The organism is Vulcanithermus mediatlanticus (assembly GCF_055385885.1).
The window spans coordinates 762,939-789,935 of sequence record NZ_AP042385.1; the positions used below are offsets into that span (position 1 = coordinate 762,939).

At 66.7% G+C, this 26,997-nt stretch carries 35 protein-coding genes, 2 tRNA genes and 1 pseudogene; 21 read left to right on the forward strand and 17 right to left on the reverse strand.

Annotated elements, in window-relative coordinates; all coding sequences use genetic code 11:
- Positions 1-16 precede the first annotated feature (16 nt).
- Together ACZ5BT_RS04845 and ftsH are read right to left on the reverse strand one after the other, a co-directional pair.
- Positions 17-1,420 carry a molybdopterin-dependent oxidoreductase gene (locus tag ACZ5BT_RS04845; RefSeq protein WP_464885488.1) on the reverse strand — a complete coding sequence of 468 codons (1,404 nt, stop codon included), beginning with the start codon at positions 1,418-1,420 and terminating at the stop codon, positions 17-19.
- Positions 1,421-1,537: 117 nt separating this feature from the next.
- Entirely contained in the window at positions 1,538-3,382 is a 1,845-nt protein-coding gene (gene ftsH / locus ACZ5BT_RS04850) for an ATP-dependent zinc metalloprotease FtsH (RefSeq protein WP_464885489.1), read from the reverse strand.
- A 164-nt stretch (positions 3,383-3,546) separates the two neighbouring features.
- Between ftsH and ACZ5BT_RS04855 the strand changes: the two genes are divergently transcribed.
- Both ACZ5BT_RS04855 and ACZ5BT_RS04860 read left to right on the forward strand, forming a co-directional pair.
- A complete protein-coding gene (locus ACZ5BT_RS04855; RefSeq protein ID WP_464885490.1) occupies positions 3,547-4,890 on the forward strand; it encodes a tetratricopeptide repeat protein in 1,344 nt (447 codons plus the stop codon).
- 87 nt (positions 4,891-4,977) lie between these two features.
- Positions 4,978-5,054 (forward strand) — tRNA-Arg (locus tag ACZ5BT_RS04860).
- A 56-nt stretch (positions 5,055-5,110) separates the two neighbouring features.
- Here ACZ5BT_RS04860 and ACZ5BT_RS04865 read toward each other — a convergent pair.
- From ACZ5BT_RS04865 to ACZ5BT_RS04875, 3 genes and pseudogenes are all read right to left on the reverse strand, one after another.
- A pseudogene (locus tag ACZ5BT_RS04865) lies at positions 5,111-5,281 on the reverse strand (hypothetical protein); the annotation flags it as partial.
- A gap of 63 nt (positions 5,282-5,344) precedes the next feature.
- Positions 5,345-5,815: a putative toxin-antitoxin system toxin component, PIN family gene (locus tag ACZ5BT_RS04870; protein ID WP_464885491.1), complete on the reverse strand. Its 471-nt coding sequence runs from the start codon at positions 5,813-5,815 to the stop codon at positions 5,345-5,347.
- Positions 5,773-6,024, reverse strand: coding sequence for a hypothetical protein (locus ACZ5BT_RS04875; protein WP_464885492.1), 252 nt, complete (start codon positions 6,022-6,024; stop codon positions 5,773-5,775). Before ACZ5BT_RS04875 ends, ACZ5BT_RS04870 begins: the two co-directional genes overlap by 43 nt.
- Before the next feature lie 106 nt (positions 6,025-6,130).
- Between ACZ5BT_RS04875 and ACZ5BT_RS04880 the strand changes: the two genes are divergently transcribed.
- Genes ACZ5BT_RS04880 through ACZ5BT_RS04910 form a run of 7 tightly spaced genes read left to right on the forward strand, consistent with a single transcriptional unit; the run spans position 6,131 to position 10,450 of the window.
- Entirely contained in the window at positions 6,131-6,547 is a 417-nt protein-coding gene (locus ACZ5BT_RS04880; RefSeq protein WP_464885493.1) for a hypothetical protein, read from the forward strand.
- A gap of 4 nt (positions 6,548-6,551) precedes the next feature.
- Positions 6,552-7,232: a lipoyl(octanoyl) transferase LipB gene (gene lipB / locus ACZ5BT_RS04885; protein ID WP_464885494.1), complete on the forward strand. Its 681-nt coding sequence runs from the start codon at positions 6,552-6,554 to the stop codon at positions 7,230-7,232.
- Positions 7,168-8,094, forward strand: a complete 927-nt coding sequence (lipA, locus tag ACZ5BT_RS04890; RefSeq protein ID WP_464885495.1) for a lipoyl synthase — start codon at positions 7,168-7,170, stop codon at positions 8,092-8,094. Before lipB ends, lipA begins: the two co-directional genes overlap by 65 nt.
- Positions 8,091-8,444 (forward strand): DUF3054 family protein, encoded by a 354-nt coding sequence (locus tag ACZ5BT_RS04895; protein ID WP_464885496.1) that lies wholly within the window; start codon positions 8,091-8,093, stop codon positions 8,442-8,444. The genes lipA and ACZ5BT_RS04895 overlap by 4 nt, the downstream gene beginning before the upstream one ends.
- Positions 8,441-9,313: an NAD(P)-dependent oxidoreductase gene (locus ACZ5BT_RS04900; protein WP_464885497.1), complete on the forward strand. Its 873-nt coding sequence runs from the start codon at positions 8,441-8,443 to the stop codon at positions 9,311-9,313. The genes ACZ5BT_RS04895 and ACZ5BT_RS04900 overlap by 4 nt, the downstream gene beginning before the upstream one ends.
- A gap of 20 nt (positions 9,314-9,333) precedes the next feature.
- Entirely contained in the window at positions 9,334-10,002 is a 669-nt protein-coding gene (locus ACZ5BT_RS04905; RefSeq protein WP_464885498.1) for an SDR family NAD(P)-dependent oxidoreductase, read from the forward strand.
- A gap of 49 nt (positions 10,003-10,051) precedes the next feature.
- Positions 10,052-10,450 carry a hypothetical protein gene (locus ACZ5BT_RS04910; RefSeq protein WP_464885499.1) on the forward strand — a complete coding sequence of 133 codons (399 nt, stop codon included), beginning with the start codon at positions 10,052-10,054 and terminating at the stop codon, positions 10,448-10,450.
- 15 nt (positions 10,451-10,465) lie between these two features.
- On the opposite strand, the gene trmB is transcribed toward ACZ5BT_RS04910, so the two are convergent.
- Entirely contained in the window at positions 10,466-11,404 is a 939-nt protein-coding gene (trmB, locus tag ACZ5BT_RS04915; protein WP_464885500.1) for a tRNA (guanosine(46)-N7)-methyltransferase TrmB, read from the reverse strand.
- Positions 11,405-11,494: 90 nt separating this feature from the next.
- On the opposite strand from trmB, the gene ACZ5BT_RS04920 reads away from it, so the two are divergent.
- From ACZ5BT_RS04920 to ACZ5BT_RS04930, 3 genes are all read left to right on the forward strand, one after another.
- Positions 11,495-11,845: a phage holin family protein gene (locus ACZ5BT_RS04920; protein WP_464885501.1), complete on the forward strand. Its 351-nt coding sequence runs from the start codon at positions 11,495-11,497 to the stop codon at positions 11,843-11,845.
- 42 nt (positions 11,846-11,887) lie between these two features.
- Positions 11,888-12,685 carry a YwiC-like family protein gene (locus ACZ5BT_RS04925; protein WP_464885502.1) on the forward strand — a complete coding sequence of 266 codons (798 nt, stop codon included), beginning with the start codon at positions 11,888-11,890 and terminating at the stop codon, positions 12,683-12,685.
- A 70-nt stretch (positions 12,686-12,755) separates the two neighbouring features.
- On the forward strand, positions 12,756-13,436 hold the full coding sequence (locus tag ACZ5BT_RS04930) for a Crp/Fnr family transcriptional regulator (protein ID WP_464885503.1): 681 nt from the start codon (positions 12,756-12,758) through the stop codon (positions 13,434-13,436).
- A 76-nt stretch (positions 13,437-13,512) separates the two neighbouring features.
- On the opposite strand, the gene ACZ5BT_RS04935 is transcribed toward ACZ5BT_RS04930, so the two are convergent.
- The 7 genes from ACZ5BT_RS04935 to ACZ5BT_RS04965 all read right to left on the reverse strand — a co-directional run bounded on the left by ACZ5BT_RS04935 (position 13,513) and on the right by ACZ5BT_RS04965 (position 16,434).
- Complete coding sequence (locus ACZ5BT_RS04935) at positions 13,513-13,830, reverse strand: CopG family antitoxin (protein WP_464885504.1); 318 nt, start codon at positions 13,828-13,830, stop codon at positions 13,513-13,515.
- A 3-nt stretch (positions 13,831-13,833) separates the two neighbouring features.
- Positions 13,834-14,100 (reverse strand): BrnT family toxin, encoded by a 267-nt coding sequence (locus ACZ5BT_RS04940; RefSeq protein ID WP_464885505.1) that lies wholly within the window; start codon positions 14,098-14,100, stop codon positions 13,834-13,836.
- A gap of 156 nt (positions 14,101-14,256) precedes the next feature.
- Complete coding sequence (locus tag ACZ5BT_RS04945; protein ID WP_464885506.1) at positions 14,257-14,511, reverse strand: hypothetical protein; 255 nt, start codon at positions 14,509-14,511, stop codon at positions 14,257-14,259.
- A 20-nt stretch (positions 14,512-14,531) separates the two neighbouring features.
- Positions 14,532-14,888: a DsrE family protein gene (locus ACZ5BT_RS04950; protein WP_464885507.1), complete on the reverse strand. Its 357-nt coding sequence runs from the start codon at positions 14,886-14,888 to the stop codon at positions 14,532-14,534.
- Positions 14,889-14,956: 68 nt separating this feature from the next.
- Complete coding sequence (locus ACZ5BT_RS04955) at positions 14,957-15,403, reverse strand: hypothetical protein (protein ID WP_464885508.1); 447 nt, start codon at positions 15,401-15,403, stop codon at positions 14,957-14,959.
- Between the two features lie 3 nt (positions 15,404-15,406).
- Positions 15,407-16,231 (reverse strand): universal stress protein, encoded by an 825-nt coding sequence (locus tag ACZ5BT_RS04960; protein ID WP_464885509.1) that lies wholly within the window; start codon positions 16,229-16,231, stop codon positions 15,407-15,409.
- Positions 16,232-16,357: 126 nt separating this feature from the next.
- Positions 16,358-16,434 (reverse strand) — tRNA-Arg (locus ACZ5BT_RS04965).
- 44 nt (positions 16,435-16,478) lie between these two features.
- On the opposite strand from ACZ5BT_RS04965, the gene ACZ5BT_RS04970 reads away from it, so the two are divergent.
- The 7 genes from ACZ5BT_RS04970 (at position 16,479) to ACZ5BT_RS05000 (ending at position 22,789) form a co-directional block, all read left to right on the forward strand.
- Positions 16,479-18,314 (forward strand): peptidylprolyl isomerase, encoded by a 1,836-nt coding sequence (locus ACZ5BT_RS04970; RefSeq protein ID WP_464885510.1) that lies wholly within the window; start codon positions 16,479-16,481, stop codon positions 18,312-18,314.
- Positions 18,315-18,393: 79 nt separating this feature from the next.
- Positions 18,394-18,768, forward strand: a complete 375-nt coding sequence (locus tag ACZ5BT_RS04975; RefSeq protein WP_464885511.1) for a hypothetical protein — start codon at positions 18,394-18,396, stop codon at positions 18,766-18,768.
- Positions 18,769-18,772: 4 nt separating this feature from the next.
- Positions 18,773-19,270: a MogA/MoaB family molybdenum cofactor biosynthesis protein gene (locus tag ACZ5BT_RS04980; RefSeq protein ID WP_464885512.1), complete on the forward strand. Its 498-nt coding sequence runs from the start codon at positions 18,773-18,775 to the stop codon at positions 19,268-19,270.
- Entirely contained in the window at positions 19,263-20,420 is a 1,158-nt protein-coding gene (locus ACZ5BT_RS04985) for an aminotransferase class I/II-fold pyridoxal phosphate-dependent enzyme (protein WP_464885513.1), read from the forward strand. The genes ACZ5BT_RS04980 and ACZ5BT_RS04985 overlap by 8 nt, the downstream gene beginning before the upstream one ends.
- 80 nt (positions 20,421-20,500) lie before the next feature.
- On the forward strand, positions 20,501-20,902 hold the full coding sequence (locus ACZ5BT_RS04990; RefSeq protein ID WP_464885514.1) for a hypothetical protein: 402 nt from the start codon (positions 20,501-20,503) through the stop codon (positions 20,900-20,902).
- Positions 20,865-21,533, forward strand: a complete 669-nt coding sequence (locus ACZ5BT_RS04995) for a response regulator transcription factor (protein WP_464885515.1) — start codon at positions 20,865-20,867, stop codon at positions 21,531-21,533. The genes ACZ5BT_RS04990 and ACZ5BT_RS04995 overlap by 38 nt, the downstream gene beginning before the upstream one ends.
- A gap of 5 nt (positions 21,534-21,538) precedes the next feature.
- Positions 21,539-22,789 carry a sensor histidine kinase gene (locus tag ACZ5BT_RS05000; RefSeq protein ID WP_464885516.1) on the forward strand — a complete coding sequence of 417 codons (1,251 nt, stop codon included), beginning with the start codon at positions 21,539-21,541 and terminating at the stop codon, positions 22,787-22,789.
- On the opposite strand, the gene ACZ5BT_RS05005 is transcribed toward ACZ5BT_RS05000, so the two are convergent.
- The 3 genes from ACZ5BT_RS05005 to ACZ5BT_RS05015 are packed head-to-tail and all read right to left on the reverse strand — an operon-like array spanning position 22,673 to position 24,468.
- The gene (locus tag ACZ5BT_RS05005) at positions 22,673-23,227 is read right to left on the reverse strand and encodes a methylated-DNA--[protein]-cysteine S-methyltransferase (RefSeq protein ID WP_464885517.1); all 555 of its coding nucleotides are present in this window, start codon (positions 23,225-23,227) and stop codon (positions 22,673-22,675) included. The two genes, ACZ5BT_RS05000 and ACZ5BT_RS05005, sit on opposite strands and share 117 nt — an antisense overlap.
- Positions 23,228-23,935, reverse strand: a complete 708-nt coding sequence (locus ACZ5BT_RS05010) for a pseudouridine synthase (protein WP_464885518.1) — start codon at positions 23,933-23,935, stop codon at positions 23,228-23,230.
- 59 nt (positions 23,936-23,994) lie between these two features.
- A complete protein-coding gene (locus ACZ5BT_RS05015) occupies positions 23,995-24,468 on the reverse strand; it encodes an Hsp20/alpha crystallin family protein (protein ID WP_464885767.1) in 474 nt (157 codons plus the stop codon).
- An 86-nt stretch (positions 24,469-24,554) separates the two neighbouring features.
- Between ACZ5BT_RS05015 and ACZ5BT_RS05020 the strand changes: the two genes are divergently transcribed.
- Entirely contained in the window at positions 24,555-25,181 is a 627-nt protein-coding gene (locus ACZ5BT_RS05020; protein WP_464885519.1) for an MBL fold metallo-hydrolase, read from the forward strand.
- Here the strand turns inward: ACZ5BT_RS05020 and cmk are convergent.
- Complete coding sequence (gene cmk, locus ACZ5BT_RS05025; protein ID WP_464885768.1) at positions 25,167-25,814, reverse strand: (d)CMP kinase; 648 nt, start codon at positions 25,812-25,814, stop codon at positions 25,167-25,169. The two genes, ACZ5BT_RS05020 and cmk, sit on opposite strands and share 15 nt — an antisense overlap.
- Before the next feature lie 88 nt (positions 25,815-25,902).
- On the opposite strand from cmk, the gene prfB reads away from it, so the two are divergent.
- A protein-coding gene (prfB, locus tag ACZ5BT_RS05030) for a peptide chain release factor 2 (protein ID WP_464885520.1) occupies positions 25,903-26,992 on the forward strand; the annotation gives its coding sequence in 2 pieces (ribosomal slippage) (positions 25,903-25,947 and positions 25,949-26,992; 1,089 coding nt in all).
- Positions 26,993-26,997 lie beyond the last annotated feature (5 nt).

Genomic DNA, 26,997 nt, shown 5'->3' on the forward strand with positions numbered 1-26,997 from the left:
ATCAGCTTAACAGCCCCTACTCGACGATGACCTCGAGCCGGTGATAGCCCGTCGCCCCGTCGGGCAGGGGCGGGCGCGGGGTCGGGTCTTGCAGCCGGCCCAGGCCGTCGGTGGCCCGCACCACCGCGGGGTAGCGCCCGGGGCTGGCGCGAAATCGAAAGCCCCAGAGCACCCAGGCGACCGGGGAAGCGGGGGGTTTGATCTCGGCCGCCTTCCAGGTCTTGCCGTCGTCAAGCGAGACCTCAACCCTGGAAATCCCCCGGCGTCCGGCGAAGGCGATGCCGCCGATGCCGTAGCTGCCGTCTTCAAACCGGGTGGCGATGGGGGTGTCGATCCGGCTCATGGTCTTGACCACCGCCTCGTCGCTCCAGCCGCGCTTTTCCCAAAAGCCCTTGTAGTCGTAGTCGACGAGCTCGATCTGGGTCAGCCACTTGACGTTTTTCATCCCGTAGATCCCCGGCACCAAGAGCCGGACCGGATAGCCGTGGCGCCGCTCGAGCGGCTCGCCGTTTTGGGCATAGGCCACGATGGTCTCGGCAAAAAGCGCGTACGTCAGCGGAATCGAGTCCGAGTAGTTGTCGGCGGCGCGGAGGATGAGCTCGCTGGCCTCGGGCCGGACCCCGGCAGCCTCGAGGAGATCCCGCAAGCGCACCCCCCGCCAGCGGCTGTTGCCAATGAGCTCGCCCCCCACCTTGTTGGAGATGCAGATCAGGGTGGTGGGCTGCTCGACCGAGGGCATGTTCATGAGGTCCTCGAGGGTGAACACCGTCTCTTTTTCCACCAACCCCTTGATCACGAGCTGGTAACGGTCGGCGCGAACCCGGGGGTCGGCGAAGTTCTTGGAGACCACGTAGTGGCGCCTGGTCGGGGTGATCTCCTTTTGCATGCCGCTCATGCGGCGCAGCCAGTCCCAGGCTCGGCCGCTTTGGGCGAAGCCGCGCCCGATCCCGGCGGCCACGGCCAGGAGCGCCAGGCGCAAAAGACCGTCGCGCCGGCGTGGGTCGTAGCGAAACCCCCGCCAGGCGAGCACGGCCCCGAGCAAAAGCGAAGTCGCTGCCAGCACCAGCGGCGGGTAGGCGTAGTTGGCGCTGGAAAAGCCGAAAAAGCCGTAGCCGAGAAGGGGGAGCAGCAACGCCGAGAGGAAAAGGGGCAGGAAAAGCGCGATCCGAGCTCCAAACCGAGCCGCCGGCCAGGCGAGTAGGGCAAAGAGCAGGTAGGCGAGGAATAAAAGCCCGTACTTGGCCCCCTGGTCCAGGCCGAAGGGCAGAGCGTGGATCAGGTTGAAGAGCCAGGGGACGCCAAAGAGCCGCGAAAGGCCCTCGTAAATGAGGTCCACCGGCGTGGGCAGGCCGAGCACGAAGCGCAAGAGGGCGGCCGTAAGGCCCAAAGCAAGGGCGGTTTTGACCGTCGAACGTTCCACGAACAACCTCCCGAAAACGCTTGCCTTTAAGCCTACCGGCAAGCGGCGGGGCCATTACTGTCCCAGGGAACGATTGCGGCGGGGGGCAGCGCCCCCCGCCGCGGACCGGCCCCGGATTCAGGCCTGCTCCGGTTCGTCACCAGACTGGGTCTCGGAGAGGATTTCCCGCACCCGCTCGCCAGAGATGGTCTCCTTTTCCAGGAGTTCTGCGGCGATCCGGTGCATGGCCTGGGCGTGCTCGCGCAGCACCGCCTTGGTGCGGGTGTAGGCCTCGTCGAGGATCTTTTGCACGTCGCTGTCGATGAGGTTGGCGGTGGCTTCCGAGAAGTCCTTACGCCGGGCGATCTCCTCGCCCAGGAAGACCGGGCCGGCGTCCGAGCCCCAGGCGATGTTCTTGAAGTGCTCGCCCATGCCCCAATCCAGAACCATGCGCTTGGCCAGCTGGGTGGCGCGTTTGAAGTCGTTCTCGGCCCCAGTGGTCACGGTGCCGGTGAAGAGCTCCTCCGCGGCGCGCCCGCCCATCAGCACGCTGAGCTCGTCCATAAGATGCTCCCGGGAGATGAGCACCCGCTCCTCGGGGCGGGGCACGGTCACGCCGAGGGCCATGCCGCGGGGCACGATCGAGACCTTGGTCACCCGGTCGGCGTGGGGCAGCACCTCGCTCGCCACCGCGTGGCCGGCCTCGTGGTAGGCCACGGCACGCTTTTCCTGCTCCGAGAGCTTCAAAGCCCCCCGCTCAAGGCCCAGGGTGATCTTGTCGAGGGCGGTGAAGAAGTGATCGCGGGCGATCCGGGCCGAACCCTCCCGGGCCGCGATCAGGGCAGCCTCGTTGGCCAGGTTCTTGAGGTCGGCGCCCGAGAATCCGGGAGTGAGGCGGGCCAGCTCCTCGAGGTTCACATCCTGGTCCAGGGGTTTATTCCGGGTGTGCACCGCGAGGATCTCCTTGCGCTCTTCCAGGCTGGGAAGCCCCACCACCACCTGGCGGTCAAAGCGACCGGGCCGGAGAAGCGCGGGGTCCAAGATGTCGGGCCGGTTGGTCGCCGCCAGCACGATGACGTGGGTGTCCTTTTCGAACCCGTCCATCTCGGAAAGGATCTGGTTCAGGGTTTGCTCGCGCTCATCATGCCCGCCGCCGATCCCGGCGCCGCGCTTGCGGCCGATCGAGTCGAGCTCGTCGATGAAGACGATCGAGGGCGCGTTGCGGCGGGCCTCCTCGAAAAGGGTGCGGACCCTCGAGGCCCCGACCCCGACGAACATCTCCATGAACTCGCTCGCCGAAACCGAGAAAAACGGCACCCCAGCCTCGCCGGCCACCGCCCGGGCCAGCAGCGTCTTGCCGGTGCCCGGCGGACCCACGAGTAGCACCCCTTTGGGGATCTCGGCTCCGAGCTTTAAATACTTGTCGGGCCGCTTCAAAAACTCCACCACCTCGCGCAGCTCTTCTTTGGCTTCCTTGTGTCCGGCGACGTCGGCGAAGGTGGTGGGGACTTTGCGCTCCTTGCCGTACATCCGCGCCCGCGACTGGCCGAACTGGGTGACCTGCCCCATGCCCCCCTGGCTGCGCATGAAGAAGAACCAGAAGAAGACGATGAGCAAGAGCGTCGGGCCCAGGTAGATCAGGAGCTGGGGCCAGATCGAAGGGCTCTTGGTGATCACGTTGACGCCGTTTTTCTCAAGGAAGGGGAGCAACTCGCGATCGGCGACCTGGGGCGGCGGAAGGTCCACGGTAAAGCGCTTGGTGGTGGCGCTCCCGGTGGGGGTCGGCAGCCGCTCGGGGGCCTTGAGCGTGCCCACCACCCGGGCGTCGTCGAGGACCACCCGCGCCACCTTGCCCTCAGCAACGAGCTGTTTGAACTCGGTGTAGGAAACCTTGGGGGCCGCCTGCGTGCCCACCTGGGTAAAGAGCCAGTAGCCAAGCAGAATGAGAAGGACGATGCTCCATGGGTTGATTCTGTTCGCCAAAGCCTTCCCTCCGAAGACACATCCTAACCTGAGGCGTGCCCAGAGTCTTAAACTTTGATGACAAAAGGCCCGCCGGGTCGCGGACCAGGAGCCCGGGGGCGACGATCGAGCTCGTTGTAGGGTGAACAGGGGCCCGGCGCCAGGGGGCGCCCGGACGGGGAACGATGGAACGGGTCATCGCGCTCATCAACGACGGAAATTACGAGGCGGCTTTCGACCGCCTGACGCGGCTCATCGAGGCCGAACCCTCGCCCGAGGCGCGGGCGTCGCACCTGCTCCTTCTGGCCGAGCTCTACAGCTTCTACGGCCCGGACGGGCTCGGGGGGCTGGAAGAGGCGCTCCTCTTGGCCGAGGAAACCTGGCCCCCCATCGCCGAGACCCCGCTCTTCCAGGCCCTCGCCATCGAGATGGAGGCGATCTCGGGCCAAACGCCGCAGATCTTCACCACCAGCGACCCCCGGGCCTGCTACCACCTGGCCCAGGTGCTGGCGATGCAGGGCCAGGCGGGGGAAGCCCTCCGCTGCCTCGGCGCCGCCCACGAACTCCCGCCTTACCTCGCCTGGCGGGCGCTGGCCACCCGGGGGCGGGTGCTGGAGGAGATGGAAGAGCACCTCAGGGCGCTCGCTGCTTACAGGGAGGCGGCCAGGCTCGCCCCCAAAAACGAGCGTTTTTTCCTCATCCTTGACGCCGCCGCGGTGGCGGTCGAGGCCGGGGAAGCCGAGGAAAGCCGGGCCCTGCTCCTCAGCGTCAAAGGCGAGGCCAGCAGCGCCGACGCCCTCGCCACCTGGCACTACCTCCTGGGCCGGGCCGAGCTGGCCCTGGAAAACCCGAACCGCGCCCTCTCGGCGTTCGTCGAGGCCGAGAAGATCGAGGCCGAGGCCGGCGAGCCCAGTTACGGCCTGCCGCTGGCCAAGGGGCAGACGCTGATGCAGCTCGGGCGCTACCGGGAGGCGGCCGCGGCCTTCGCCGCCGCCCACGCCCGGGCCCCCGAGGAAGAGCGGACCTACAGCCTGCACGAGCTGGCGCTGGCCGAACTCGAGGCCGGCGACTTCGCCAAGGCCGAAACCCGCCTCAAGGAGGTCTTCGCCGACAGCGACTACCCCCACCGGGGCGCCGCCGCCGCCGACCTGGCCGAGCTCTATTACCGCCTCGGGGACCTCGAGGCCGCCCAGGCTTGGGCCGAGGACGCCCGCACCCTGGGGCACCTGGCCGGGGCGGAGCTGATCCTGGGCCACGTGGCCTTCGAACGCCTGCGTTACGAGGAGGCCCTCGAGCACTACCGCCGGGCCGCCGAGGTCGCCCCCGAGGGCAGCCGCGACTGGCTCACCGCCCAGCAGATGGCCGCCGACACTCTGGCCCAGCTCGGCTTCCCCGACCCCGCCGAGGCCCTGCGCCGGGCCGAAGCGGCCCTGGCTCACACCCCGCCCTCCGACGAATGGTCAGCCACGCTCAGCGCCTACGCCAAACGGGCCCGGGAACTGCTTTCCCAAGGCCGCACCCTCAACTGAATACCCCACCACTACGGTTGCCGCGATGAGGGCCCCAGAGGTGCAGATCGAGGCGCCGGCTTCATGCTAGACTACAAAGCCGGGTGCGCGCCCGTAGCTCAGTCGGATAGAGCGAGCGCCTCCTAAGCGCTAGGTCGCAGGTTCGAATCCTGCCGGGCGCACCAGAACAAAAGCGCAAAGCTTCCGCCTCCTGAAGTAGGGGGCGGAACGCTTTTGACGCCTAGGCGCTTTTCCCTGCGTAGACGAGCTTCAATATCTCGTCGGGGATCTGCACACCGCCTTTTTTGAAGTGGCGGCTCGCTTCCAGCGCTTCAACGCCGAGGGGAGTGCCGAGACGGTCGAAGTCAACGAAAATTCCCGGCTTGACCGCCTCGGTGTAGGCAACCGCGCCACCATCAAACCGTGTCCGCCCACTGGCCGAAAACGGTCCTGCAGTGCGATTCGGAAGGTCCGCCTACCGGCCATGAAACCTCCTCATGCGCCGCACCGCTTCCGTGGGGTTCAGAATCACTGTGCCGCCGTACTTTCGTACAGCGAGCAAGTGGGTCCTGTCACCGGTGACGAGCCAATCTGCTTGAGCCGCTAAGGCTGTTCCTAGGATGGCCAGGTCGTCCTCATCGGGGAGCTTAAACGGTGGAAAGGTAGGTTCTACGAAAGTGGCCCTGGCCTTGATGGCATTGATCAAGGCGCCCGCCACGTGCTTCGGAATCCGCTTTCGAAGCTTGGGGTAGCGGAGGGTTCGGCGAAGCTCGGTCAGTTGCGCCTCCGAGGTCACGAGCTTGAAACGCCCGTGCGCCCACGCACGAAGAAGTTGCCCTGGCGGGACTTCCGGGTTCTGCAAACCGCTGACTAAGACGTTAGTGTCGAGAACAACCCGCAAGGCTAGCGCCCCTTGCGGGAGCGGCGAAGCTGTTTGCGCGCCCAAGCCACGGCTTCGTTGGCCAAGGCCATGGCCTCTTCCTCGCTCAGGTCGCGGTTTCTTTCCGCCTGCTCATCAAGTGCGCTAAGCAGTTCATCGGCCGCAAACTCCTTTTCCAGGAGCTCCTCAACGGCTGCGGCCCGGGAAATGCGACGCTTCAGGCGGTACCGCTCCAAGAGCGCGAAGACCCTCTCAGGCAACGCGATCTGCTTCATCGCTCCCATTATACGGGCTCCCTCCTTTCGATCCGTTCCCGGATCGAAAGCACGCGATCAACCTGGCGCATGCCTCGGCCCCCTCAGCCAGTGGGATAATGGGATCGTGGAGCCCGCGCCCATCCACCTTCCCCCCGGGGCCGCGAGGCCCTACCTCGGGGTGCTCGCCGCCGCGCTGTTGGGCATGGCCGGGAAATACCTCCTGGCCGTCCCGCTTTTCATCTACTTCAGCGCCCAGATCCTCTATCCGGCACCCTTCGCTCTCGATCTCGACGTCGAGGGGCTTAGTTTTCGCACCGTCTTCAAAAAGCACCGCTACCGCTGGGACGAGGTCGGCGACTTCACGGTGCAGAGCGTTCGGGTGCTCGGGATCACGCTGGGGCGCACCGTGGCCTTCCGGGTGCGGGGGCGATCCACTGAACAGGCCCTGCCCGAGACCTACCGCCTCTCACCCCAGGAACTCGCCGCCCTGCTCAATCGTTACCGCGCCGCCGTTTTGCCGAAAGACCGGCTGTTAAACTGAACCCGTGGCGTTCCTGGTCGAAGACCTGGGCTTTTTGGGCTACAAGGAGGCCTGGGACTACCAAAAAAAGGTGCACGCCGAGGTCTCGGCGGGGAAGAGGCCGCCCACGTTGCTCCTCGTCGAGCATCCAAAAACCATCACCCTGGGCCGGAAGGCCAGCGGCGAGAATTTGCTCTTTCCCGAAGCCTGGTACAAAAAGCAGGGGTTCGAGGTGTTCTGGGTCGAGCGGGGCGGCGACGTCACCTACCACGGGCCCGGTCAGCTGGTCGGCTACCCGATCTTCCCGGTCGAACGCCGGGTCCGCGACTTCTTGCGCAAGCTCGAGCGGGTGGTGATCGAAGTAGCGAGCCACTACGGCATCCCGGCCTACGCCACCCCCGGCTACGCCGGCGTGTGGGTCGGCGACGACAAGCTCGCGGCCTTCGGGGTGGCGGTCAAGGAAGGGGTCGCCCTCCACGGGTTCGCCCTCAACGTGAACACCAACCTCGAGGACTTCCGGGTGATCGTCCCTTGCGGGATTCGCGATAAGGGTGTGACCAGCCTGGAAAAGCTCCTCGGCCATCCCCTGCCCATGGATGCGGTAAAAGCCCGGGTGGTCGAGGCGATGAAGGAGGTTTTCGGTGAAGTACGTACCGCGGGGCATCAAGCGCAAAGCAGCGCCCCCACCGGACAGGAACAAGCCTGAGTGGCTCAAGGTCGGGCTCCCAACCGGCCCCACGGTCAACCGGCTGCGCTCGCTCGTGAGTGAGCTCGGGCTCCACACCGTATGCCAGGAGGCGCTCTGCCCCAACCTCGGCGAGTGCTGGGGGCACGGCACCATGACCGTGATGCTCATGGGTGAGGTGTGCACCCGGGCCTGCAAGTTCTGCGCCGTCCATACCGGCAACCCCGGTGGCGTCCTCGACCCCACCGAGCCGCAAAAGGTCGCCGAGGCGATCTCGACGCTCAAACTCGCCTACGTCGTCCTCACCAGCGTGGACCGCGATGACCTCGCCGACGGCGGCGCCGCCCACTTCGCCCGCACCGTGCGCGAGATCAAGGCCCGGCGTCCCGAGACCCGGGTCGAGGCGCTGACCCCCGACTTCCAGGGCGACCGCGAAGCCATCCGAACCGTGATCGAATCGGGCCTCGACGTCTTCGCCCACAACCTGGAGACCGTCCGCCGCCTCACCCCCAGGGTGCGCGATCCCCGCGCCAGCTACGACCAAAGCCTCGAGGTCCTGGCCTTCGCCAAGACCTACATCCGGGAAAAGAACCTGCCGGTGCTCACCAAGTCGAGCCTGATGCTCGGGCTCGGGGAGACCGAGGCGGAGATCAGGGAGGCCATGGCCGACCTCCGCTCGGCCGGGGTCGACATCCTGACCCTTGGCCAGTACCTCCGGCCGACGAGAAACCACCTCCCGGTCGAACGCTACGTGACGCCCGAGGCCTTCGAGCGCTACCGTCGCTGGGGGCTGGAAGCCGGGTTCCTCGAGGTCTTCTCCGGCCCCCTGGTCCGGAGCTCGTACCGAGCCGAGCGGATCTTCCACGAGGCCAAAGCGCAATGAGCCCCGCCCTCACCGACGCCCTGGCTTTGCTCGCCTTCGCCGCCACCGGTGTTTGGGCCCACGAAAAGGCCCTGCCGATCGGGGCCCTGATCCGGGCCGCGCTCCCCTTCCTCTTCACCTGGTACCTGCTCGCGCCCTTCACCCGACTGTACCGGAGCCGGGGTCTGCGAGCCCTTCTCGTGCACTGGGCCATCGCGGTGCCGAGCGGGGTCATGGTGCGCTGGATCGCGCTCGCCGAACCCCTGGACCCCGCGCGGGCGCTCTTTTTGCTCACCAGCCTGGTCTTCTCCCTGCCCTATCTGCTCCTTTTCCGGCTGGCCACCGGTAACCTAAGGAGGGAGGCAAAATGAAGGTCGCGTTCCTGGGGCTTGGCGCCATGGGGTGGCCCATGGCCAAGAATCTCAAAGAGGCTGGCTTTGAAGTTTTGGTCTGGAACCGCACCGAGGCAAAGGCCCGCGCCCACGCCGAGCGCTTTGGCACCCGGGCGGTGGCCCTCGAGGACGTCCCGGAAGCCGAGATCCTCTTCACCTGCCTGCCGACCTCGAGCGAGGTCGCGTCCATCGCCGAGCGCCTCGCCGGGCACCTGGCCCGGGGGACGGTGTGGGTGGACTGCACCTCGGGCGACCCGAGCCAGAGCCGGGCCATCGCCGGGGCGCTGGCCGGGCACGGGGTCGCCTTCCTCGACGCCCCGGTCTCCGGCGGCACCCAGGGCGCCGAGGCGGGGACGCTCACCATCATGGTCGGGGGCGATCCCGAGGCGTTCGAACGAGTCCTGCCCGCGCTCGAAGCCATCGGCGAGCGCATCGTTCACGTTGGCCCCGTCGGGGCCGGCCACGCGGTGAAGGCGGTCAACAACACCCTGCTGGCGCTCAACCTCCTGGCCGCCGCCGAGGGTCTGGCCACGCTGGTCAAGGAGGGGGTGCGCGGGGAGGTGGCCCTCGAGGTCATCAACGCAAGCTCTGGCCGCAGCTTCGCCAGCGCCGACCTGATCCCAAACCGGGTGCTCGACCGCAGCTTCCCCCTGACCTTCAAGCTCGGCCTTCTGGCCAAGGACGTGCGCATCGGGGCCAGGGTGGCCGAGGCCGCCGGCGTTCCCGCCCTCGCCTTTCACCTGGCGCGCGAGGTCTACGAGATCGCCCGCCGGGCTCTGGGCGACGACGCCGACCACGTCGAGGTGGTGAAGCTTATCGAGCAGTGGGCGGGCACCGAGATCCGCTGAGCCAAAAAAGGGAGGCTTCCATGCAAGGCAAAAGGGTGCTCATCGCCGGCGCGACCGGCAACGTGGCCCCGGCGTTCATCCGGGCGTTCCTCGAGGCCGGGGCCGAGGTCATCCTCACCGGGCGCGAAGCGGACCGGCTCGCCGAGCGAGCGCAAGAGTTTGGCCTTCAGGGCATCGCCGCCGACCTGGCCCAACCCGGCGCCGCCGAGGCGCTCATTGCCCAAATCGATCCCCTCGACGGGGTGGTGAACCTGGCCGGGGCGTTCGCCAGCGCCCCGGTGCGCGAGAGTTCGCCCGAACTCTACGAGCGGATGATCGCCGCCAACCTGAGCGGCCTTTTCCACCTGGCCCGGGCCGCCCTCCCCGCGCTGGCCGAGCGAAGGGGCTTTCTCGTCGGCGTCTCGGCGGCGGCAGGATGGCTGGGCGGTCAGGCCGGTCTCGGCGCCTACGCCGCGGCCAAAGCCGGCGTGCTGGCGCTCCTTCGCAGCATCGGCGCCGAAGAGCCTGCCGTGCGCGTGCTGGCGCTCGTGCCCATGGGCGCGATCGACACCCCCGCCAACCGGGCTGCGATGCCGGGGGCAGACCCTTCAAAGTGGATCAAACCCGAGGCGCTGGCCGCGGCGACGATCGGCGCGCTCTCGCTTTCGGGCGGCAAACACCTTGAGCTCCCGGTCTACCCTGCCCCCTAAGGCCAGTGTCCCCGCGAATGGTTCGTAAGATGGGGTTGGAGGCCAAAAGATGCTCAAGGTTCTGGCGTACACCATCCACAAAGATCTCGGACGCGGTGGCCCCAATGAAGAACTCCACATGACCCTCGACCACCTGCAGGGTCACCGCAAAAAGCACGTGGACTTGCTGATCGAAACCGACGTCGTCAACCGGCCGGTCAAAAAAGACCTGATCGAACGCATGCGCCGGGGCGAGGCCGATATCCTCGCACTGGGGCACCTGCACCATTTCTTCGAAAGCCTGGAGGAGCTGAAAGAGATCTACTACCAAGTGATGCGCCCCCACGGGGTGGCCCTGGTCTCCTGGGGCGCCGGGCTCGACACCCGGACCCCCCGCGGGGTGGGCTCGGAGCGAACGCTGGAGGAGTTTCTGGCCCTGGCCAAGCTCACCAGCCCGGTGGAGCCTTAGGCCAGCCCGCTGGTCTCAATACGAGGCCTGTCTTTCAACCAGGCCCCGGGCCTTGAGCATGTCGGCCAGGTGGCCGGTGGCCCGGCGCACGCCCGGGGTGACCAGCGGATCGCCGAACCGCTTGAGTCCGGCGTAGACCCCTTTACCGCTCGGCCGCACCTCGAGCACGATCTCCTGCACCAGCGCCTCCTCCTCGACCCGAACGAAAGCGTAAAACCCTTCCGGCTGGCGGGGGGCAAACTCGAGAAAGATCACGTGCCCACCTGGAATAGCAAAGACCCGCTTCTCGTTGGGCAGCGCACTCGGCACCGGCCCCTCGAAGATCGCGTGCGGCATCTCCTTCCACCTCTCTATGACCGGATAGGTCGTGGCATCCTCGGCAACCTTGCTGAAAACGGCATGGTAGAACGTCCGTCCCGCCTGACGCCACTTGGTCGCGTACTTGGTGGTCAGGGTCAGCGGCGGCGGGGGCGTAACTTCGACCTCGAACAACCGGCTTTTTTTCGCTTCCTCGATGGCCTGCTCGAAGTATTCCCGGTGGTCGGTGGTGAGCAACAACCGGCCGCCCTCGGCGAGCCGCGTCGAGAGCAGGCGGAAAAACGGCACCTGGAGGAGCCGGCGCTGAGCATGGCGCTTTTTGGGCCAGGGGTCGGGAAAGTTGACGTAGACGGCGTCGAGGGACCGCGGCGGCACCAGGTTTTTCAGCGCGAAATCGCCGCTGCCTTTAAAAAGGCGAACCTGCGTCACCCCTTCCCGGTTGAGCCTGCGCAAGGCCCGCTGCACACTCGCCGCCGAGCGCTCTACCCCGAGAATGTTCCAGTGCGGCGCCGTTTTGGCCAGCCCGACCAGAAAGCGCCCGTCCCCGGCCCCAATCTCCATCACCAACGGCCCCTCCCGGCCAAACGTGGCCGCGGGGTCCAGGGGAAGCTCGATCTCGGAAAAACAGAGGCGCATTCGCTTTGCCACCACCCAAACGGGGCCCTCCGGCCCCACCCTTTTATACCTTGAACCCCGAGAGCGGGCCATCGGCCTTAGAGTGGAACCATGCGCGGTTTTTTCCTCCGCTGGTTTTTGAACACGGTCGCGTTGTGGGTGGTCAGCGAACTCTACGGCGGCCTTTCCTTTGCCCCCGGGAGCGACTTCGCCGACTATCTGGTCGCGGGGCTGATCCTCGGCCTCGTCAACGCCCTGGTCAAACCCTTCCTCCTCCTCTTCACCCTCCCCATCAACCTCCTCACCCTTGGTCTGTTCACGCTGGTGATCAACGCGGTGGTCCTCGAGCTCGTGGCCATGAGCACGGCCCTCGAGGTCCAGGGGTTCACCGCCGCCATCATCGGAGCCCTCTTGCTCTCGCTGGTCGGCTGGGGCCTCAACCTCCTCATGGGCGACGGCTGAGCGCGTTGAATTCCGACCTCAAAGCTGTGGTTTAATTCTGGCATGGCGAGCACCAAGGCACCCTCCGTTCCCCTGAAAAGCGTGGCCCTGCCCGTCGAACACGGCGGCTGGGGCTTTACCCTGGAACCCATCCTGCTCGGGCTGATCCTCGCCCCCAGCTGGCCGGGCGCCGCCCTAGGATTGCTCGGCCTCTTCGCCTTCCTCGCCCGGCACCCGGTCAAGCTGGCCCTGAACGACATCCGCCGCGGGCACGTCTACCCGCGGACGACGCTCGCCGCCAAGGTCGGGGCGCTCTATGCCGGCCTGGCCTTTGCCGGCCTGCTCGCGGCCTACCTCTGGGGCGAGCATGCCTTTCTGATTCCGCTCTTTCTCAGCCTGCCGCTGGTGGCCTACCAGATGGCCCAGGACGCCAGGGGGCAAAGCCGCACCCTGGCCGCCGAGCTCGCCGGGGCGCTCGCCTCCGGCGCCCTGGCGAGCGCGATCGTCCTCGCCGGTGGGGGCGATCCGGTCTGGGCCTGGGGGAGCTGGTTCTTGCTCGCGCTCCGCTCGCTGGTGGCGGTCCGCTATGCCCGAGCCCAGGTGCGCCGGGCCCGGGGCCAAACGGCCAGCCTTCCCTCGGTCCTGGCCACCGGGCTGCTGGCGAGCCTTCTCGCGCTCCTTGGCGCCTGGCAGGGCGCACTCCCCTGGCTCGGCGCCGGGGCCATCTGGGCGCTTTCGGCCTACGCCATGAGGATGCTGAAGCGCCCCCCGATCCCAGCACGCGCCATCGGCTGGGGGCAGATGTTCTGGGGCTGGACCACGGTCTTGCTGATCGCCATCGGCTACCGTCTCGGCCTCTGAAACCCCCACGCCGCGACCCCCTACTCCTCTATTTGGAGCACACCATATTTTAGAGTTAAACTGGCAGGGGATGGCCTGCTACCTCGCCCGACCCGGGTTCATCGAGCGCCTCTCCCCCAAGGCCCGCGAGCGCCTCGAGGGCATCTGCCCGCCAAAGGCGCTGGAAGCGGGCCATGTTCTCTTTTCCGCCGGGGATCCCGTGGACCGGCTCTTCGTGGTCCTCGAGGGCCAGGTCAAGCTCTCGCGCCTGGACGCCTGGGGCCGGGAGCGGATCCTTTGGATCGCCGGACGCGGTGATCTCCTGGGAACCCGCTTCCTCGATCCCGACGCCCGGCACCGCCTCGAGGCGGTATGCCTCGGAACCACCGTCGTCTGCCCCATCGGGCGCGATCAGATGCGACGGGTCATGCGGGAGGTGCCGGAGGTGGTCGAGGTCCTCTGCAACGTCCTGGTGGAACGCCTCGACCACCTCGAGCGGCAACTGGAGCTCGCCGCCGCTCCGGCGACCATCCGGATCGCCAGCGCCCTGCTCTGGCTCGAGGCCCGTTTTGGAATCGAGCGGGGCCAGGGCTGGCGCGAGATCGACCTCAACCTTCGCCAGGAAGACCTCGCGGCCCTGGCCGGAACCAATCGCGTGACCGTCACCAAAGCCCTGGGTGAACTCCGGACCAAAGGCCTCGTCGAAGGCACGCGGGGCCGCTACCGGCTCAAACGCGACGCCCTCCGGGCCTACCTGCAAAATCCAGCCTAGGTGTCCAACACGTCGTTCACCGAACTTCTTCGATCGGAGTCTGTTCCTGGATCAAGAGAAGGTTTCCTGCTCGGGCTCAGGGCAAAAGCCCTTCCCGCTTCTCCTCCTCGTAGAGCCTCTCCAGCACGAACTCTTTGAGCAGGGTCTGGTAACCCTTGCCCTTCTTCCGGGCCAGAACCTTGAGTCGGCAGAGCAGGTCTTCGTCAAAGCGGATGGACACCGGTCGGGTGCGCGGCCTCACCGGGGGAAGTTCCTCCTCAGAAATCGGCCCCATGCGTTCCAGGAAGGCTTTCCCAAGGCCGTGGGTTGCCCAGAATTCTGCCTCCTCAGCCTCGCTTTTGAAGGCTGGAATCTCCTCCGGGCCCTGGGTCTCCTTAAGCTTTTTCCTCGCCATAACTCACCCCTTCCTGTACCGGCGCTTCTCCCTAGGGGTCGCATCCCTCGCAGTCACCACCCGAATCCGTCTCTGCCGTTTCGTGAAAACCACGAATAGGATTCGCCCCGCTACCGTTGCCCCAAGCAGCGCCCAGCGGGTCTCGCCCTTCAGATTATAGGCAGGCGCCCCCAGGCGGCGGGGGTCAGTTGCTGCCTCTTCCACCTCTGTAGCTGAGACCCCGTGGCGGGCGATGTGCTCCAGGTTGACCTCGTCCCACTCGAACTCCAAACCGGCCCCTCAGTCAGTATATACCACAGTAGTTACTTCGTCGAATCCAGCAGCGTTTTTTAACGAGGGATCCCGGGATGCTTTTGCGCTTGCAAAGCCACAGCCGGCCAGGCAAAAGGGCGTTTCAGCGGGTGCTGCGGGGGTTGGTGATCCGGCCTAGGCCAGCTCGGGAAGGATTTCCTGGCTCAGGGCCGAAAGACTCCCGACCTCGACGACATCCCCGCCCAGCGCTTCCGCCGGCGCTCCCTTGCGGTTGACCCAAAAGGCCCGAAAGCCAAACCCCGCGGCCCCGTGCGCGTCCCAGGCGTTCGACGAGACGAACCCCACCGCCTCGGGGGAGACTCCAAAGCGCTCGGTCACCAAGCGGTAGACGTCGGGGTGGGGCGCTGAGGGGGCAACCCCCTCAGCCACAAACCCCTCCCCCTTCCGGGCTAAAAACTCAGCACCTGATACCCCTCGACCAAAAACTTCCGCACGCTGGGGTGCCCATCAAACTCACCGAGAAGGCGCACGCCTAGAGGACGGAGCGCGCCGTCCACCCCGAAGGCCCGGGCGCAGTGTTGGCAGGCGCCGGCGATTCGATCCTCGACCGCCTTGAGTAAGCCGTGGGCCCGATGATTGGGATCGGAAAGACTCGCAAGACCCTCGGTACCCGCGCCGTCGAAGATGATCGAGACCTCGTCCCCCGACCCTTTGAGCTCTTTGGCCACCTCCAGGGCGTTCACCAACCGGCCGAGCCCCTCGTGATTCTCGGTGCCCGCGAGCACCAAGACCAAAACCTTCGCCATACCTTCACCTCCGGCCACCATTCGACCAGGCGACGCGGCCGTTTTCCGTTGCCGGGGCAACACGCGGCCTACGGGCGATCCTTCCGGGACTCGCGGGCCTGCCGCAAGCGCCGGAGCATGTCGGCGGTGACCACGCGCTGGTGCATGGCGTAGGCGAAGATGGCGATGGCCAGGAGTTGCAAGAGGGCCGAGAGCACCAGCACCCCGCGAAGGTTCCGCCCGGGATCGAGCAGCCACAGGGGTTCGAAAACGATCCTGAGCCCAAGCCCCAGGTTCAAACTCCAGTAGGTCAGGCGCTCGAGCGCGTCCTGGCGCAGCTGGCCCGGGCGTGGCATCATCCAGTAGGCCACCCCGAAGACCATGTTGAGGAAAAACCCCACCAACCCGGCGTGGGTGTGGACCGGAAGGAGGTAACCCCGGCTGGCGGGCCAGAGGTAAAAGGCCACCCCCAAAACGCCGGTGAAGAGAAGGTAAAAGAGCGAGCTCCGGACGAAGAGGAACTCGTAGAAATACACCGCCTACCTCACCAGGAGGACCGGCCCCACGGCGTGGCGCAGCACGTACTCGGTGGTCGAACCGAGCAGCCACTCCACCACCCGACCCCGGCCAAAGGCACCGATGGCCAGAAGATCGCTCGGCTCCTGGAAGCTGATGAGTTCCTCCCCCGGATCCCCCGAGAGCGCCTTGGCATCGGCCGAAATCCCGTGCGAGCGCAGGTACTCGGCCCCTTCGGCCGCGAGCAACGACGCCTGCTTGAGATCCGGGGCGACGCTCACCACCACCGGCGAGAGCGACAGGGCGGCGATAAAGTCGGCCACGAAATGCAGCGTACGGGCGGCGAGGTCGGAGCCGTCGTAGCCCACGAGCACCCGGCGCATGGGCTCAAAGCCCAGCGGGGCGACGAAGACCGGCACGGCGCTGGTTCGGGCCACCCGCTCCACCGTGCTCCCGAGCCCGGTCGCCAGGTGGCCCTCCTGCTCGCCAGCGCGCCCGAGCACCACCAGGTCAGCCTTCTTCGCTTCGGCCACGATCACCTCGTAGGGGACGCCGGTTCGGAGGAGCGCTTCGAAGCTCACGCCCTCCTTCGCCGCGCTTTCGGCCACCCGCCGGAGCACGTCCTGGGCCCGGGCCTCGAGGGCCCGATCTATGGCCTCGTGGTAGGTGGGCATGGGCACGCTCACGGCGCCAAAATCGAGGATCTCGGGATAACGAACGAGCCGCATGTCTTTGACGAAAAGACCGGCCAGATCGGCCTCTAACCGGCCCGCGAGGTCGAGGGCGAAGGCCTCGGCGCTCTTTGAAGGGAGCGAACCGTCGGTCGCGAGGAGAATTCGCTTAATCATCGCCCCATTCTACCCCGCCCCCGCCGCGATAGAATGAACGCGATTCGCTGCGAATGTGCTAAACTTCTCGCGCGGTGAGGAAAGGGTTCATCCGGAGCTTAATGAAACCGTCTATAAAAAAAGAAGTGGCGCGCCCGAGAGGACTCGAACCTCTGACCTTCGGCTCCGGAGGCCGACGCTCTATCCAGCTGAGCTACGGGCGCACTCAGCATCCGCTAATCTATCAAGGCGATAAGGAGGTCGTCAAGTGAAAGTAAGCCGACGTGCCATCACCATCATCTTCGGAATCCTGGCCATCAGCTTTGCGCTGGGGACCATTTTGCTCTTCACCCCCCAGGGCCAGCAGCAAAGCAAGGGGCGGCCGGTGGTCTGGGTCAACGGTCAGCCCATCTACGAGATCGATCTCGCCAGGCTGCAGCAAACCGATCCGCTCTTTGCCCTCAATCCCGAGGGGGCCTTAAAGCCGCTGATCGACACCTACTTCCTGGAACGGGTCATTCTCTTTGAAGCGCTGTCGCAGGACGCCAGCCGGCTCCGGGTCAGCAACGCCGAGGTGCGCAAAGAGATCGAACGCATCAAGGAGCAGTTCGGCCTGACCGATCGCAAGGCCTACTCCCGCTTCCTGGAGCAGATCGGCTACACCGATTCGTTGCTGCGGGCCGAGATCCGGCGCCAGCTCCAGATCCAAAAGCGGATCGACCAGATCAGCAAGAAGGTCAGCCTGAGCGACGAGGAGGCCCGGCTCTACTTCGAGCTCCACAAATCCAACTACGCCCCCGAAGATAAGGTGCTGGCACGGCAGATCGTGGTCGACGACCGGGCCCTGGCCGAGAAGATCCTGGGCGAGCTCAAGGCCGGGGCGGACTTCGCCGCGCTCGCCAAGCAGTACTCCAAGATCGGGGCCGATCAGGGTGGCGCCCTGGGCGCCGCCCCCAACTCCACCGAGCCAGGCCCGGTGACGCGCCTGGTCTTCCCCGAGCAGGTGGCGAGCGAGGTCTTCGGCCTCAAATCCGGCGGCCTCACCCCCATCATCGAGGCGGGCGGGCGCTACTACATCGTGAAGGTGGAGAAGTTCCTCCCCGGCGGCAACGTCAAATACGAAGAGGTCGCCGAGAAGGTCAAGCAGGACGCCTTAAAGCTCAAGCAGCAGGGGGCCATCGAAACCTACATGGAGAAGGTGCGCAAGGCGGCCCAGGTCAAGTTCGCGGAAAACACCCCCTACGAGTACAAAAACCCCATCGTCGCCCGGGTCAACGGAACCGAGATCACCCTAGCCCAGCTGGCGCAGCAGGTCTTCTCTAACCCTCAGGTCCCCCAGCTCATCCAGCAGGGCCTGGGGCAACTCGCGGTCCAGTTCTTCTTCCCGGCGACGCTGGAAAAGATGATCTCGACCGAACTCCTCTACCAGGAAGCCCAAAAGCTCGGCCAGCCGTTCGTGGGCCCCAAGGGCGAGATCGCCAACGACGTCCAGCTTTGGAAGACCAAGGACATCACGGTCAGCGAGGAAGAGGTCAGGAAGTACTACGACGACAACAAGATCCGCTTCACCATCCCGGCCAAGGCCACGGTTTCCATCGCCAAATTCAAGGACGAGGCCTCGGCCAAAGCCTTCCGCCAGGGCCTCCTCGAGGGCAAGGACCCGGCCACGCTTGCCAAATCGCTCAAGGGTGAATACAACGATTTCGGCGAGGTGACCTCGGACAAGCTGGCCCCCGCCGTCTCGAGCGTGGTCTTCGGCAAGGCCCCCAAGGCCAAGGCGGGGAGCCTCCAGGTCACCGACGTGATCAAGCTCGACAAGGAAGACTTCGAGGTGGTCGTCATCCACGCCTTCACCCCCGAGAAACTTCGCCCCTACGCCGAGGTCCGATCCGAGGCCGAGGCGCTGGCGCTGGCGGAAAAACGGGCCAAGGCGGCCCAGGCCTGGATCGACGAGCTGCGCAAGAAGGCCAAGATCGAAAACACGCTCCTCGAGGTCCTGGCCGAGCTCACGCCCAAGACCACCGAGTCCTCACCGGCGCCGAGCGAAACCCAGCCGCAAAACGGCGAAACTCCGGCCCAGGAAGCGCCACCGGCGAAGAAGTAGGCCGACTCCCGGCCACACGCGTGCTCCAGGGGTTCCCGCCGTGGCGAAACGCCACGGCGGGCTCATAATATGAAGGAGCATGCACCCGAGCGACACCGAGGCTTTGCTCAAGCGGGTGGAGGGGTACATCAACGGCGACGACCAGTACCCCGGCCTCACCCCGGAAGACTTCACCTCCGGCCCGATCATCCCTTTCCCCGGCGTCCACCTCTCTTTCGAACCCTCAACACGCCGCCTGACCGCCGAGGTGTCGGAGGCCGGCGTCCGGCTGGAATTCCTCTGGAACGGACTCGCCTGGCTGGCCAAGCGGCAAACCCGGGTCGAAGACCCAGATTCCAGGGGCGACGAGGGCGGCAACGACCCGGAAATCCGGCGGCTCCGCCTGGCGATCGAGGCCATCGCCGAGCGGCTGATTCACCTCGAGCGTTACCTGAAGGAAAAACTGGGAGAATAGAGCCATGATCCGGGTAGGCATCCTCACCGTGTCCGACCGCAGCGCATCCGGCGAGCGCGAGGATCAAACCCACCTCGCGCTGCGCGAACGCCTCGACCCCGAGATCTACCGGGTCGAGGCCTACATGGTCATCCCCGACGAACCGCCGCAGATCCGGCGCGTGCTCAGGCTGTGGGCCGACCGCGAGGGGCTGGACCTCATCCTCACCAACGGCGGCACCGGCCTCTCCCCCCGCGATCACACCCCGGAGGCGACGCGCGAGGTCCTGGAAAAGGAAGCGCCGGGCATCGCCGAGCTGATGCGGCTCGCCGGCCTCAAACAAACCCCCCTGGCCGCGCTCTCGCGCGGCGTGGCCGGGGTTCGGGGCCGCACCCTGATCGTGAACCTCCCTGGGAGCCCCAAGGCCGCCGCCGACTCGCTGGCGGCGATTTTGCCGGTCCTTCCCCACGCGGTGGAGATCATCAGCGGTCGCAGCGAGAAGGGGGGGCACCGCCATGCCTAGCTTCACCTCCAAACGGGCGGCCTCGGTGCCGGACTCGGTTTTTTTGGTCATGGACCGGGCCAAGTCCCAACGGCGCCGCCAGGGCGGTGAGGTCATCGACCTTTCGATCGGCTCGTCCGACCTCCCGCCGCCCAGAGAGGTGATGGCCGCCCTGGCCGAGGCCGCCCTCGACCCCAAGACCTACGGCTACTGCCTCAAAGGGTGCACCCGGCCCTTCCTCGAGGCCGCCACCCGCTGGTTCGCCGATCGCTTCGGGACGAGCTTCGACCCCGACACCGAGGCCCTGACGCTCATCGGAACCCAGGAGGGCCTCGCCCACCTGCTCATGGCGGTGGCCGACCCGGGCGAGGTGCTGCTCCTGCCCGAGGTCAGCTACCCGAGCTACTGGGGTGCGGCGCGGGTCGCCGGCCTGGAACCGTTCCCGGTGCCGCTGGACCAGGCCTTCCGGCCCTTGCTCGAGGCCATCCCCTCCGAGGTGCTGCGCCGGGCGCGGGTCTTGCTGCTCAACTTCCCCAACAACCCCACCGCCGCCACCGCCGACCGCGGCTACTTCGAACGGGCGCTGGCCTTCGCCGAAGCCCACGACCTTTTGCTCGTCCACGACAACCCCTACGTCGACTTCATCTTCGAGGGCGAGGCCCTGCCCCTCCTCTCGATCGAAGGGGCCAAAGCCCGCACGGTCGAGCTCTTCTCGTTCTCCAAGTCCTATCACCTCGGCGGCGTCCGGCTGGGATTCGCCCTGGGCAACGCCGAGGCCATCGCCGCGCTTGAGCGGATCAAGGCCCCGATCGACTTCAACCAGTACGCCGGCATCCTCAGGATGGGCATCAAGGCCCTCTCGCTCCCGCTTTCCCGAATCCGCGAGGACGTGGCCAAGTTCCGCCAGCGCCGGGACGCGCTGGTAAAGACGCTGCAAAGTGCCGGGGTGCCGGTGCCCTCGCCCAAGGCCAGCCTCTACGTGTGGATGCCCCTACCCAGCGGCACCGACGACGTGACCTTCGCCCTGAGGTTGATCGAGACCACCGGGGTGGCCGTGGCCCCGGGACAGGGGTTCGGGCCCGGGGGGCGGGGATATCTGCGCATCGCGCTGGTCCAACCGCCCGAAGTGCTGAAGGCGGCGGCGGAAAAAATCGTGGCCATGCTGGATTGAAGCCCCGGCCCGGGCACCCTTAAAGCGGGTTCACCCAAACCTCAACTTCCCCGCCGGCACAAGGCGCCATACTATGGGTGATGGGCTTTTGGATCGGCCTCGCCCTGCTCCTCATTCCCCTCCCCGGGCTGCCGACGCTGCCGACCGGCGCCGAGATCCGCGTCGTCTCGCCCAACCTCCGCGCCGTGTACATGCTGTGGCGGGTCGAAGAGCGAACCCTGTGGCCGCTCCACAAACCCCGCCTCCTGCCACCGGGCCGCCCGGTTCGGGTCTTGATCCGGGTCGGGCGGCGCATCTACGTCTTCGAAGGACGTACCGAGCGCGGAGACGTGGTGCTCTTTTTGAGGGAGCGGCGGGTTTCGCTCAGGAAACTCCTCAAAGAGGTCTACCGGCTCAAAATCGAAACCGAACCCCCACCGAGGCTCAGAAGACTGGAGGAACGCCGTGTCGCACCGCGTCCTGGTGATCGAAGACGACCCTGAACTCGGTCCGCTCCTCAGCCAAGAACTCCAAAACGCCGGTTACCGGGTGCGCTGGGCCCAGACCGGCGTCGCCGGGCTCACCATGATCCGGGAGGACGAACCCGACGCCATCGTCCTCGACCTCGGCCTGCCCGACCTCGAGGGGGAAGAAATCCTGCGCCGGGTGCGGGCCACGTCGGAGGCGGCGGTGCTCATCCTGACCGCGGCCCACGAGGTCGGACGCAAGGTCGCCGTCCTCCGAGAAGGCGCCGACGACTACCTCACCAAACCCTTCTACTTCGCCGAGCTCCTGGCCCGCCTCGAGGCCATCTTGCGCCGGGCGGAAAGCGGGCGAAAGGTCAGGGTCGGTGAGCTCGAGCTCGACCGGGTCAAAAAACTCGCGTGCTTTCAGGGTCAGCCCCTCGACCTCTCGCCCCGCGAGTTCGAGATCGCCGCCCTCCTCGCCACCCGACCGGGCCGGGTGTTCTCGCGCCGGGAAATCGCCGAAGCCCTGTGGGGCACGCACACTCCGAAATCCAACACCATCGACGTCCACGTGGCGAAACTCAGGGCCAAGCTCATCGACGCCGGCGCCACCGGCTATCTCAGAACCGTGCGCGGCGTCGGCTACGCCCTCTCCAAGCCCCGGTGAACGCGATGGCCAGCCGGCGCCCGAAACGATTCGCGACCCGGCTGCTCTTGAACTTCGGCCTCTTGTGGTCCATCTTCTGGCTCGCCGGGGCAGCCGCGGGGTACCTGACCGTCGAAAAGGGGCTCAAGTCCCGCCTCGAGGTCCTCCTCATCAGCGACGTGGCCCGGGTGGCGGCCTTTTACCGGCAGGGCGAGCTCGGCCAGGTGGCGGCCACCGGCGGAGCCAGCATCGTGCTCTACGACTACAGCGGCAAGGCCGTGATCCCCGAAGACCCGCCGTTTGTCCTGCCGGCCGAGGTCCTCACCGGTGCCGGCCCAACCCCCAGGATCTACGAAGCCACCGAGTTCACGGCTGCTTACGCCGACGCCGGGGTCGGGGTCATCGCCGTCATCCAGGGAACGGGGTTCATCAAAGCCCTGGCCTACCAAACCGCCAAGGCCTTGTCGCTCTTCTTCCTGGCCGGGCTGGTGCTGGGGCTGGCGGCGATCTACGGCCTCTCCCGGCGCATTACCGGTCCCCTGGTGGCGGCCGCCCGCGAGGTGGCCGACCGCAAGGCCGACGATCTCGCCCCCATCACCTACGACGGCCCCGACGACGAGCTGGCGCTCATCGTGCACCACTTCAACCACCTCCTCGGCGAGCTCAAAGCGGCCAAGGCCAAGGAACGCGACTTCCTCAACGAAGTCGCCCACGAACTCAATACCCCGCTCGCGGTCCTCACCGCCCAGCTGGAACGCGGCGACCTGGAAAGCGCCAAACGCACCACCCGCCACCTGGCCCGGCTCACCGCCGACCTCCTGGCGCTCGCCCGGGGCGAGCCCGAGCGTGACCTCGACCCCCACATCGTCGACCTCCGTGACCTGGTGCGGGAGGCCGCCGCCGAACACCCCGGGGTCCGCGTCGACCTCCCCCAGGAGGCGGTGGAGACACTCGGCGATCCCGACCGGCTCTTGCAGCTGGTGCGCAACCTCCTGGCCAACGCCGTCCGCGCCGCAGGGGCCAGCGGGGTCGAAGTCGGCGTTCGCGCCGGGACGGGCGAAGCGCGCCTTTGGGTCCGCGACAGCGGCCCGGGGATTCCGGAAGAACTCCTGGAGAAGATCTTCGACCGCTACGTCAAGGGGAAGACCGGTCGCCGCGGCCTAGGCCTGGCCATCGCCAAGCAGATCGTCGAGGCGCACGGCGGCGAGATCGGGGTACGCTCGCAGCCCGGGGATACGGCCTTCGAGGTCCGCCTTCCCGGCCTCGAGGAGGATTAAGGCCGCCTTCCGCCAATCGCCAAGACCGTAGTGCCCGAGGCGACCATCTTTGGGCACCACGCGGTGGCAGGGGACGAAAAGAGGAACGGGGTTTTTGCCTACGGCGCGCCCCACCGCCCGAACCGCCCCCGGCCGGCCGATCCGCGCTGCGAGCTCGGCGTAGCTCAGACGATCGCCGGGCGCGGTTTGGAAGAGCGCTTCCCAGACCGCGTTTTCGAACGCCGTGCCAGAGTAACGGACCTCAACCCGGGGGAAAGTCCCGCCGGCAAAGAAATCCTCCACCGCCCGCAGCACCCGCCGCACCCCGGGCCCTTCCTGGCCTTCGGGCGCAGGGCCGAAGCCGCTTTGGACCACCGCGCCGGCCCAGACGACGTAGAAGGGGCCCAGGGGGGTCTGGACCTGACCGACCTCGACCGGCCGCGATCCCGGGACGCCCATTTAGCCCACCTCCAGCGACACCGCGCGGTAGAGGCGCGCGACCTCGGCGTCGTCGAGCATGCGACTCTCCCCCACCTTAAGCCCATCCAGCTGGACCGGCCCGATCCGCACCCGCACCAGGCGCCGGACCGGTTTGCCGACCGCCGCGAACATGCGCTTGACCTGGTGGTATTTCCCCTCGCGCACGATGACCCGCGCCCGGCCGCCCTCGAGGACCTCGAGCTTTGCCGGCGAAAAGCCGGCGACCCCCGCCGCGAAGGCGGCCACGTCGGCCTCACCGGTGGGAACCTCGGTCCACACCAGGTACTCCTTTTCCACCTTCCAGCGCGGGTGCGTCAGCCGGTGCGCGAGCTGGCCATCGGTGGTCAGCAAAACCAACCCCTCGGCGTCCTTATCCAAACGCCCGGCAAGGCCGAGCCCCCGACGATAGAGCGCCTCCGGCACGAGGTCGAGCACCACCGGGTCGCTGGCATCGGCCGTCGCGCTCAGGACGCCGGGGGGCTTATAGAGCGCCAGGTGAAGGTGCTGGCGGTACGCCACCAAGGCGTCGTCGACGTAAATGGCCACCCGTCGCGGGTCGATCTTCTCACCCGGGTCACGGGCAGGCCGGTCCCCGATTCGGACCCGCCCCGCCTTCACCAGCCGTTTGACCTGCTTCCGGCTCCCATACCCCTGGGAAGCCAAGAGCCGATCGAGCCGGATATCCACGCCCCCAGTGTACAAAGCCGGGGCCAAAAGGCCCCGGCGCTGGCCTCAATCAGCGCCGTTCACTGCACCACTTCCACCGGGATCCGCTTGGCGCGGGCCGCTTCGACCTTGGGGAGCACGAGCCGCAGGATGCCGTTTTTGAACTCCGCCTTCACCTTCTCGGCGTCGATCTCGACCGGCAGGGTGAACGAGCGGACGAACGAGCCGTGGGGCATCTCCTGGAGGTAGTAGCGGCGGACCTTGTCGTCGGCGACCGGCTTCACCTCACCGCGGATGGTGAGCTTGTTGCCCTCGAGGCTGATGTCGATCTCGTCGGCACCGAGTCCGGGAACCCACATCTCGAGCACCAACGCCTCGTCGGTCTCGTAGAGGTCGGCCGGTGCCACCGCGGTCGAGATCCGCGCCGGACGGGTCAGGTCGCCAAAGGCTTCGCTAAAGAGCCGGTCCATCTCCTCCATCAGCGACATCGGCCCCCAGGTCCTAAACGGGGTAATCTCCGCGCCAGGACGAATCTCGCGCCTCGCCAGCATCAACCTCACCTCCCTTCAATCTCTCCATATCCAATCATAGGATCTGACTCTACTCATGTCAAGTATCCTCAACCCGATAAACTGGAGTCATGGAACTCCAGAGGCTCACCGTCGGCCCGCTGGCGGAGAACACCTACGTGGTCTGGGAAAAAGAGCGCGGGGTCCTCATCGACCCCGGCGACGAACCCGAGCGTATCGAGGCCGCCCTCGAGGCGGCGGGTCTCAACCCCCAGGCGATCCTCCTCACCCACGCCCACTTCGACCACGTCGGCGCCGTGGCCCACCTAGCCAAGGCCCATGGGATCCCGATTTACCTCCACGCCCTCGACCTCCCCCTCTACGAGCACGCCCCCGAAATCGCGGCCGGGTGGGGGCTCACGGTGCCGAAGCCCCCGCCACCGGAAGGCTTTTTCGAGGACGGCGACGTGCTCGAATTCGGCCCCAAGTTCCGGGTCCTCCACGTCCCTGGCCACAGTCCGGGGCACGTGGCCTTCTTCTCCCCCGAGCACCAACGCCTCTTTTCCGGCGACGTGCTCTTCAAAGGGGCCGTGGGGCGCTACGATTTCCCAAACTCCGACCGGGAAGCGCTTTGGAACTCGTTGCAGCGCCTCCTCACCCTGCCTCCGAAAACCACCGTCCACCCGGGCCACGGCCCGGAAACGACGCTGGAGAACGAAGCCAGAACCAACCCCTTTTTGCGGTCAGGTCTGCCCTAACCCCAGCTCGGCCGCCCGCCGCTTCACCGCCTCGACCACCCGGGCCACGACCTCTTCCAGGCTCATGTGGCTGGTATCGATCAGCACCGCGTCCGGCGCCGGCTCGGTCTGTGCCTGGTCCCTGTGATCGCGGGCGCGGAGCTCGGCCTCGATCTTTTTCGGATCCTCGCCCCGTTCCCTGGCCCGCCGCAGGGCCCTGACCTCGAGGCTCGCCCGCAAAAAAAACTTAAAGGGCGCTTCGGGAAAGACCACCCGTCCCATGTCCCGACCGTCGACCACGAACGGCGGTGGCATCTCGCGGAGGCGCTGATTCACCCAGGCCCGAACGCGCGGGTGCTTGGCCACGGGGCTCACCACCCGGTCCACCTCGGCGGTGTGCAGCGCCTCGGTCACGTCGTCGCCGTCGATGAGGATCCGGTCCCCCGAAAGACCGGGGATGAGCTCGACGCGGTGTCGCGAGAGGACCTCGAGCGTGGCCGCCTCATCCTCGGGGTCTACTCCCTCGCGCAAGACCAAAAGCGCCACCGCTCGGTAGAGCATGCCGCTGGAAACGTAGGGAACGCCGAGCGCTCTGGCCACGCCTCGCGCGGTCGAGGACTTTCCGGAAGCTCCCGGCCCGTCAATGGTCACGATCCACGGTGAAGACTCCACGCCCCATAAATTACCCGAGGCCGAGCCCTGAAAGCAGGGCCGGGGTGACGTACAATGGTACATTGTGAGCGTGAACGAACTCATCCAACGCCTCGACGCCCTCAGGGGGTATCTTTGACATCCCTCAAAAGGAAGCCCGTTTAAAGGAAGTCGAGCACAAACTCGAGGACCCCTCGCTCTGGTCGGACGCCGAGCGGGCGAGGCGGCTTTCCCAGGAAGCGGCGCGACTGAAAAAGGTGGTGGAGAACTTCCGGGGCCTCGAGGCCGACCTCAAGAGCCTGGCCGAACTCTTGCAAGAACTCGGCCCCGAGGCCGAGGAAGAGCTGGCGGGGGAATTCGCCGAGGCGGAAAAGAGGCTCGATGCCCTCTATCGCGAGACCCTGCTCAACTTCCCCCATGCCGAAAAGAACGCCATCCTCACCATCCAGCCGGGGGCCGGGGGTACGGAAGCGATGGACTGGGCGCAGATGCTCTTCCGCATGTACACCAAGTGGGCGGAGAAGAAGGGGTTTGACCTCGAGGTGGTCGACGTGGTCCCGGGGCCAGAAGCGGGCATCGACTACGCCCAGATGATCGTCAAGGGGGAAAACGCCTACGGGCTCCTTTCGGCCGAGGCCGGCGTGCACCGCCTGGTGCGCCCGAGCCCTTTCGATGCCTCCGGGCGCCGCCACACCAGCTTCGCCGGGGTCGAGGTCACGCCCGAGATCGACGACGAGGTCGAGGTCGAGATCAAACCCGAAGACCTCCGCATCGACGTCTTCCGCAGCCAGGGCGCCGGAGGCCAGCACGTGAACACCACCGACAGCGCGGTCCGGATTGTCCACCTCCCCACCGGCATCACCGTCACCAGCCAGGCCACGAGGAGCCAGCACAAGAACAAGGAACTGGCCATGCGGGTGCTCCGGGCGCGCCTCTACGAGCTCGAAGAGAAAAAACGCCAGGAAGAGCTCAAAAAACTCAAGGGCGAAGCGCGGCCCATCGAGTGGGGCAGCCAGATCCGGAGCTACGTGCTGGACAAGCAATACATCAAGGACCACCGCACCGGTCTGATGCGGCACGACCCGGAAAGCGTCCTGGAGGGCGACCTGGACGAATTCATCTGGGCCGGGCTGGAGTGGAAGGCGGGGCGTTCGAAGCCCGAAGCCCCGAGCGGCGACTGAGCACG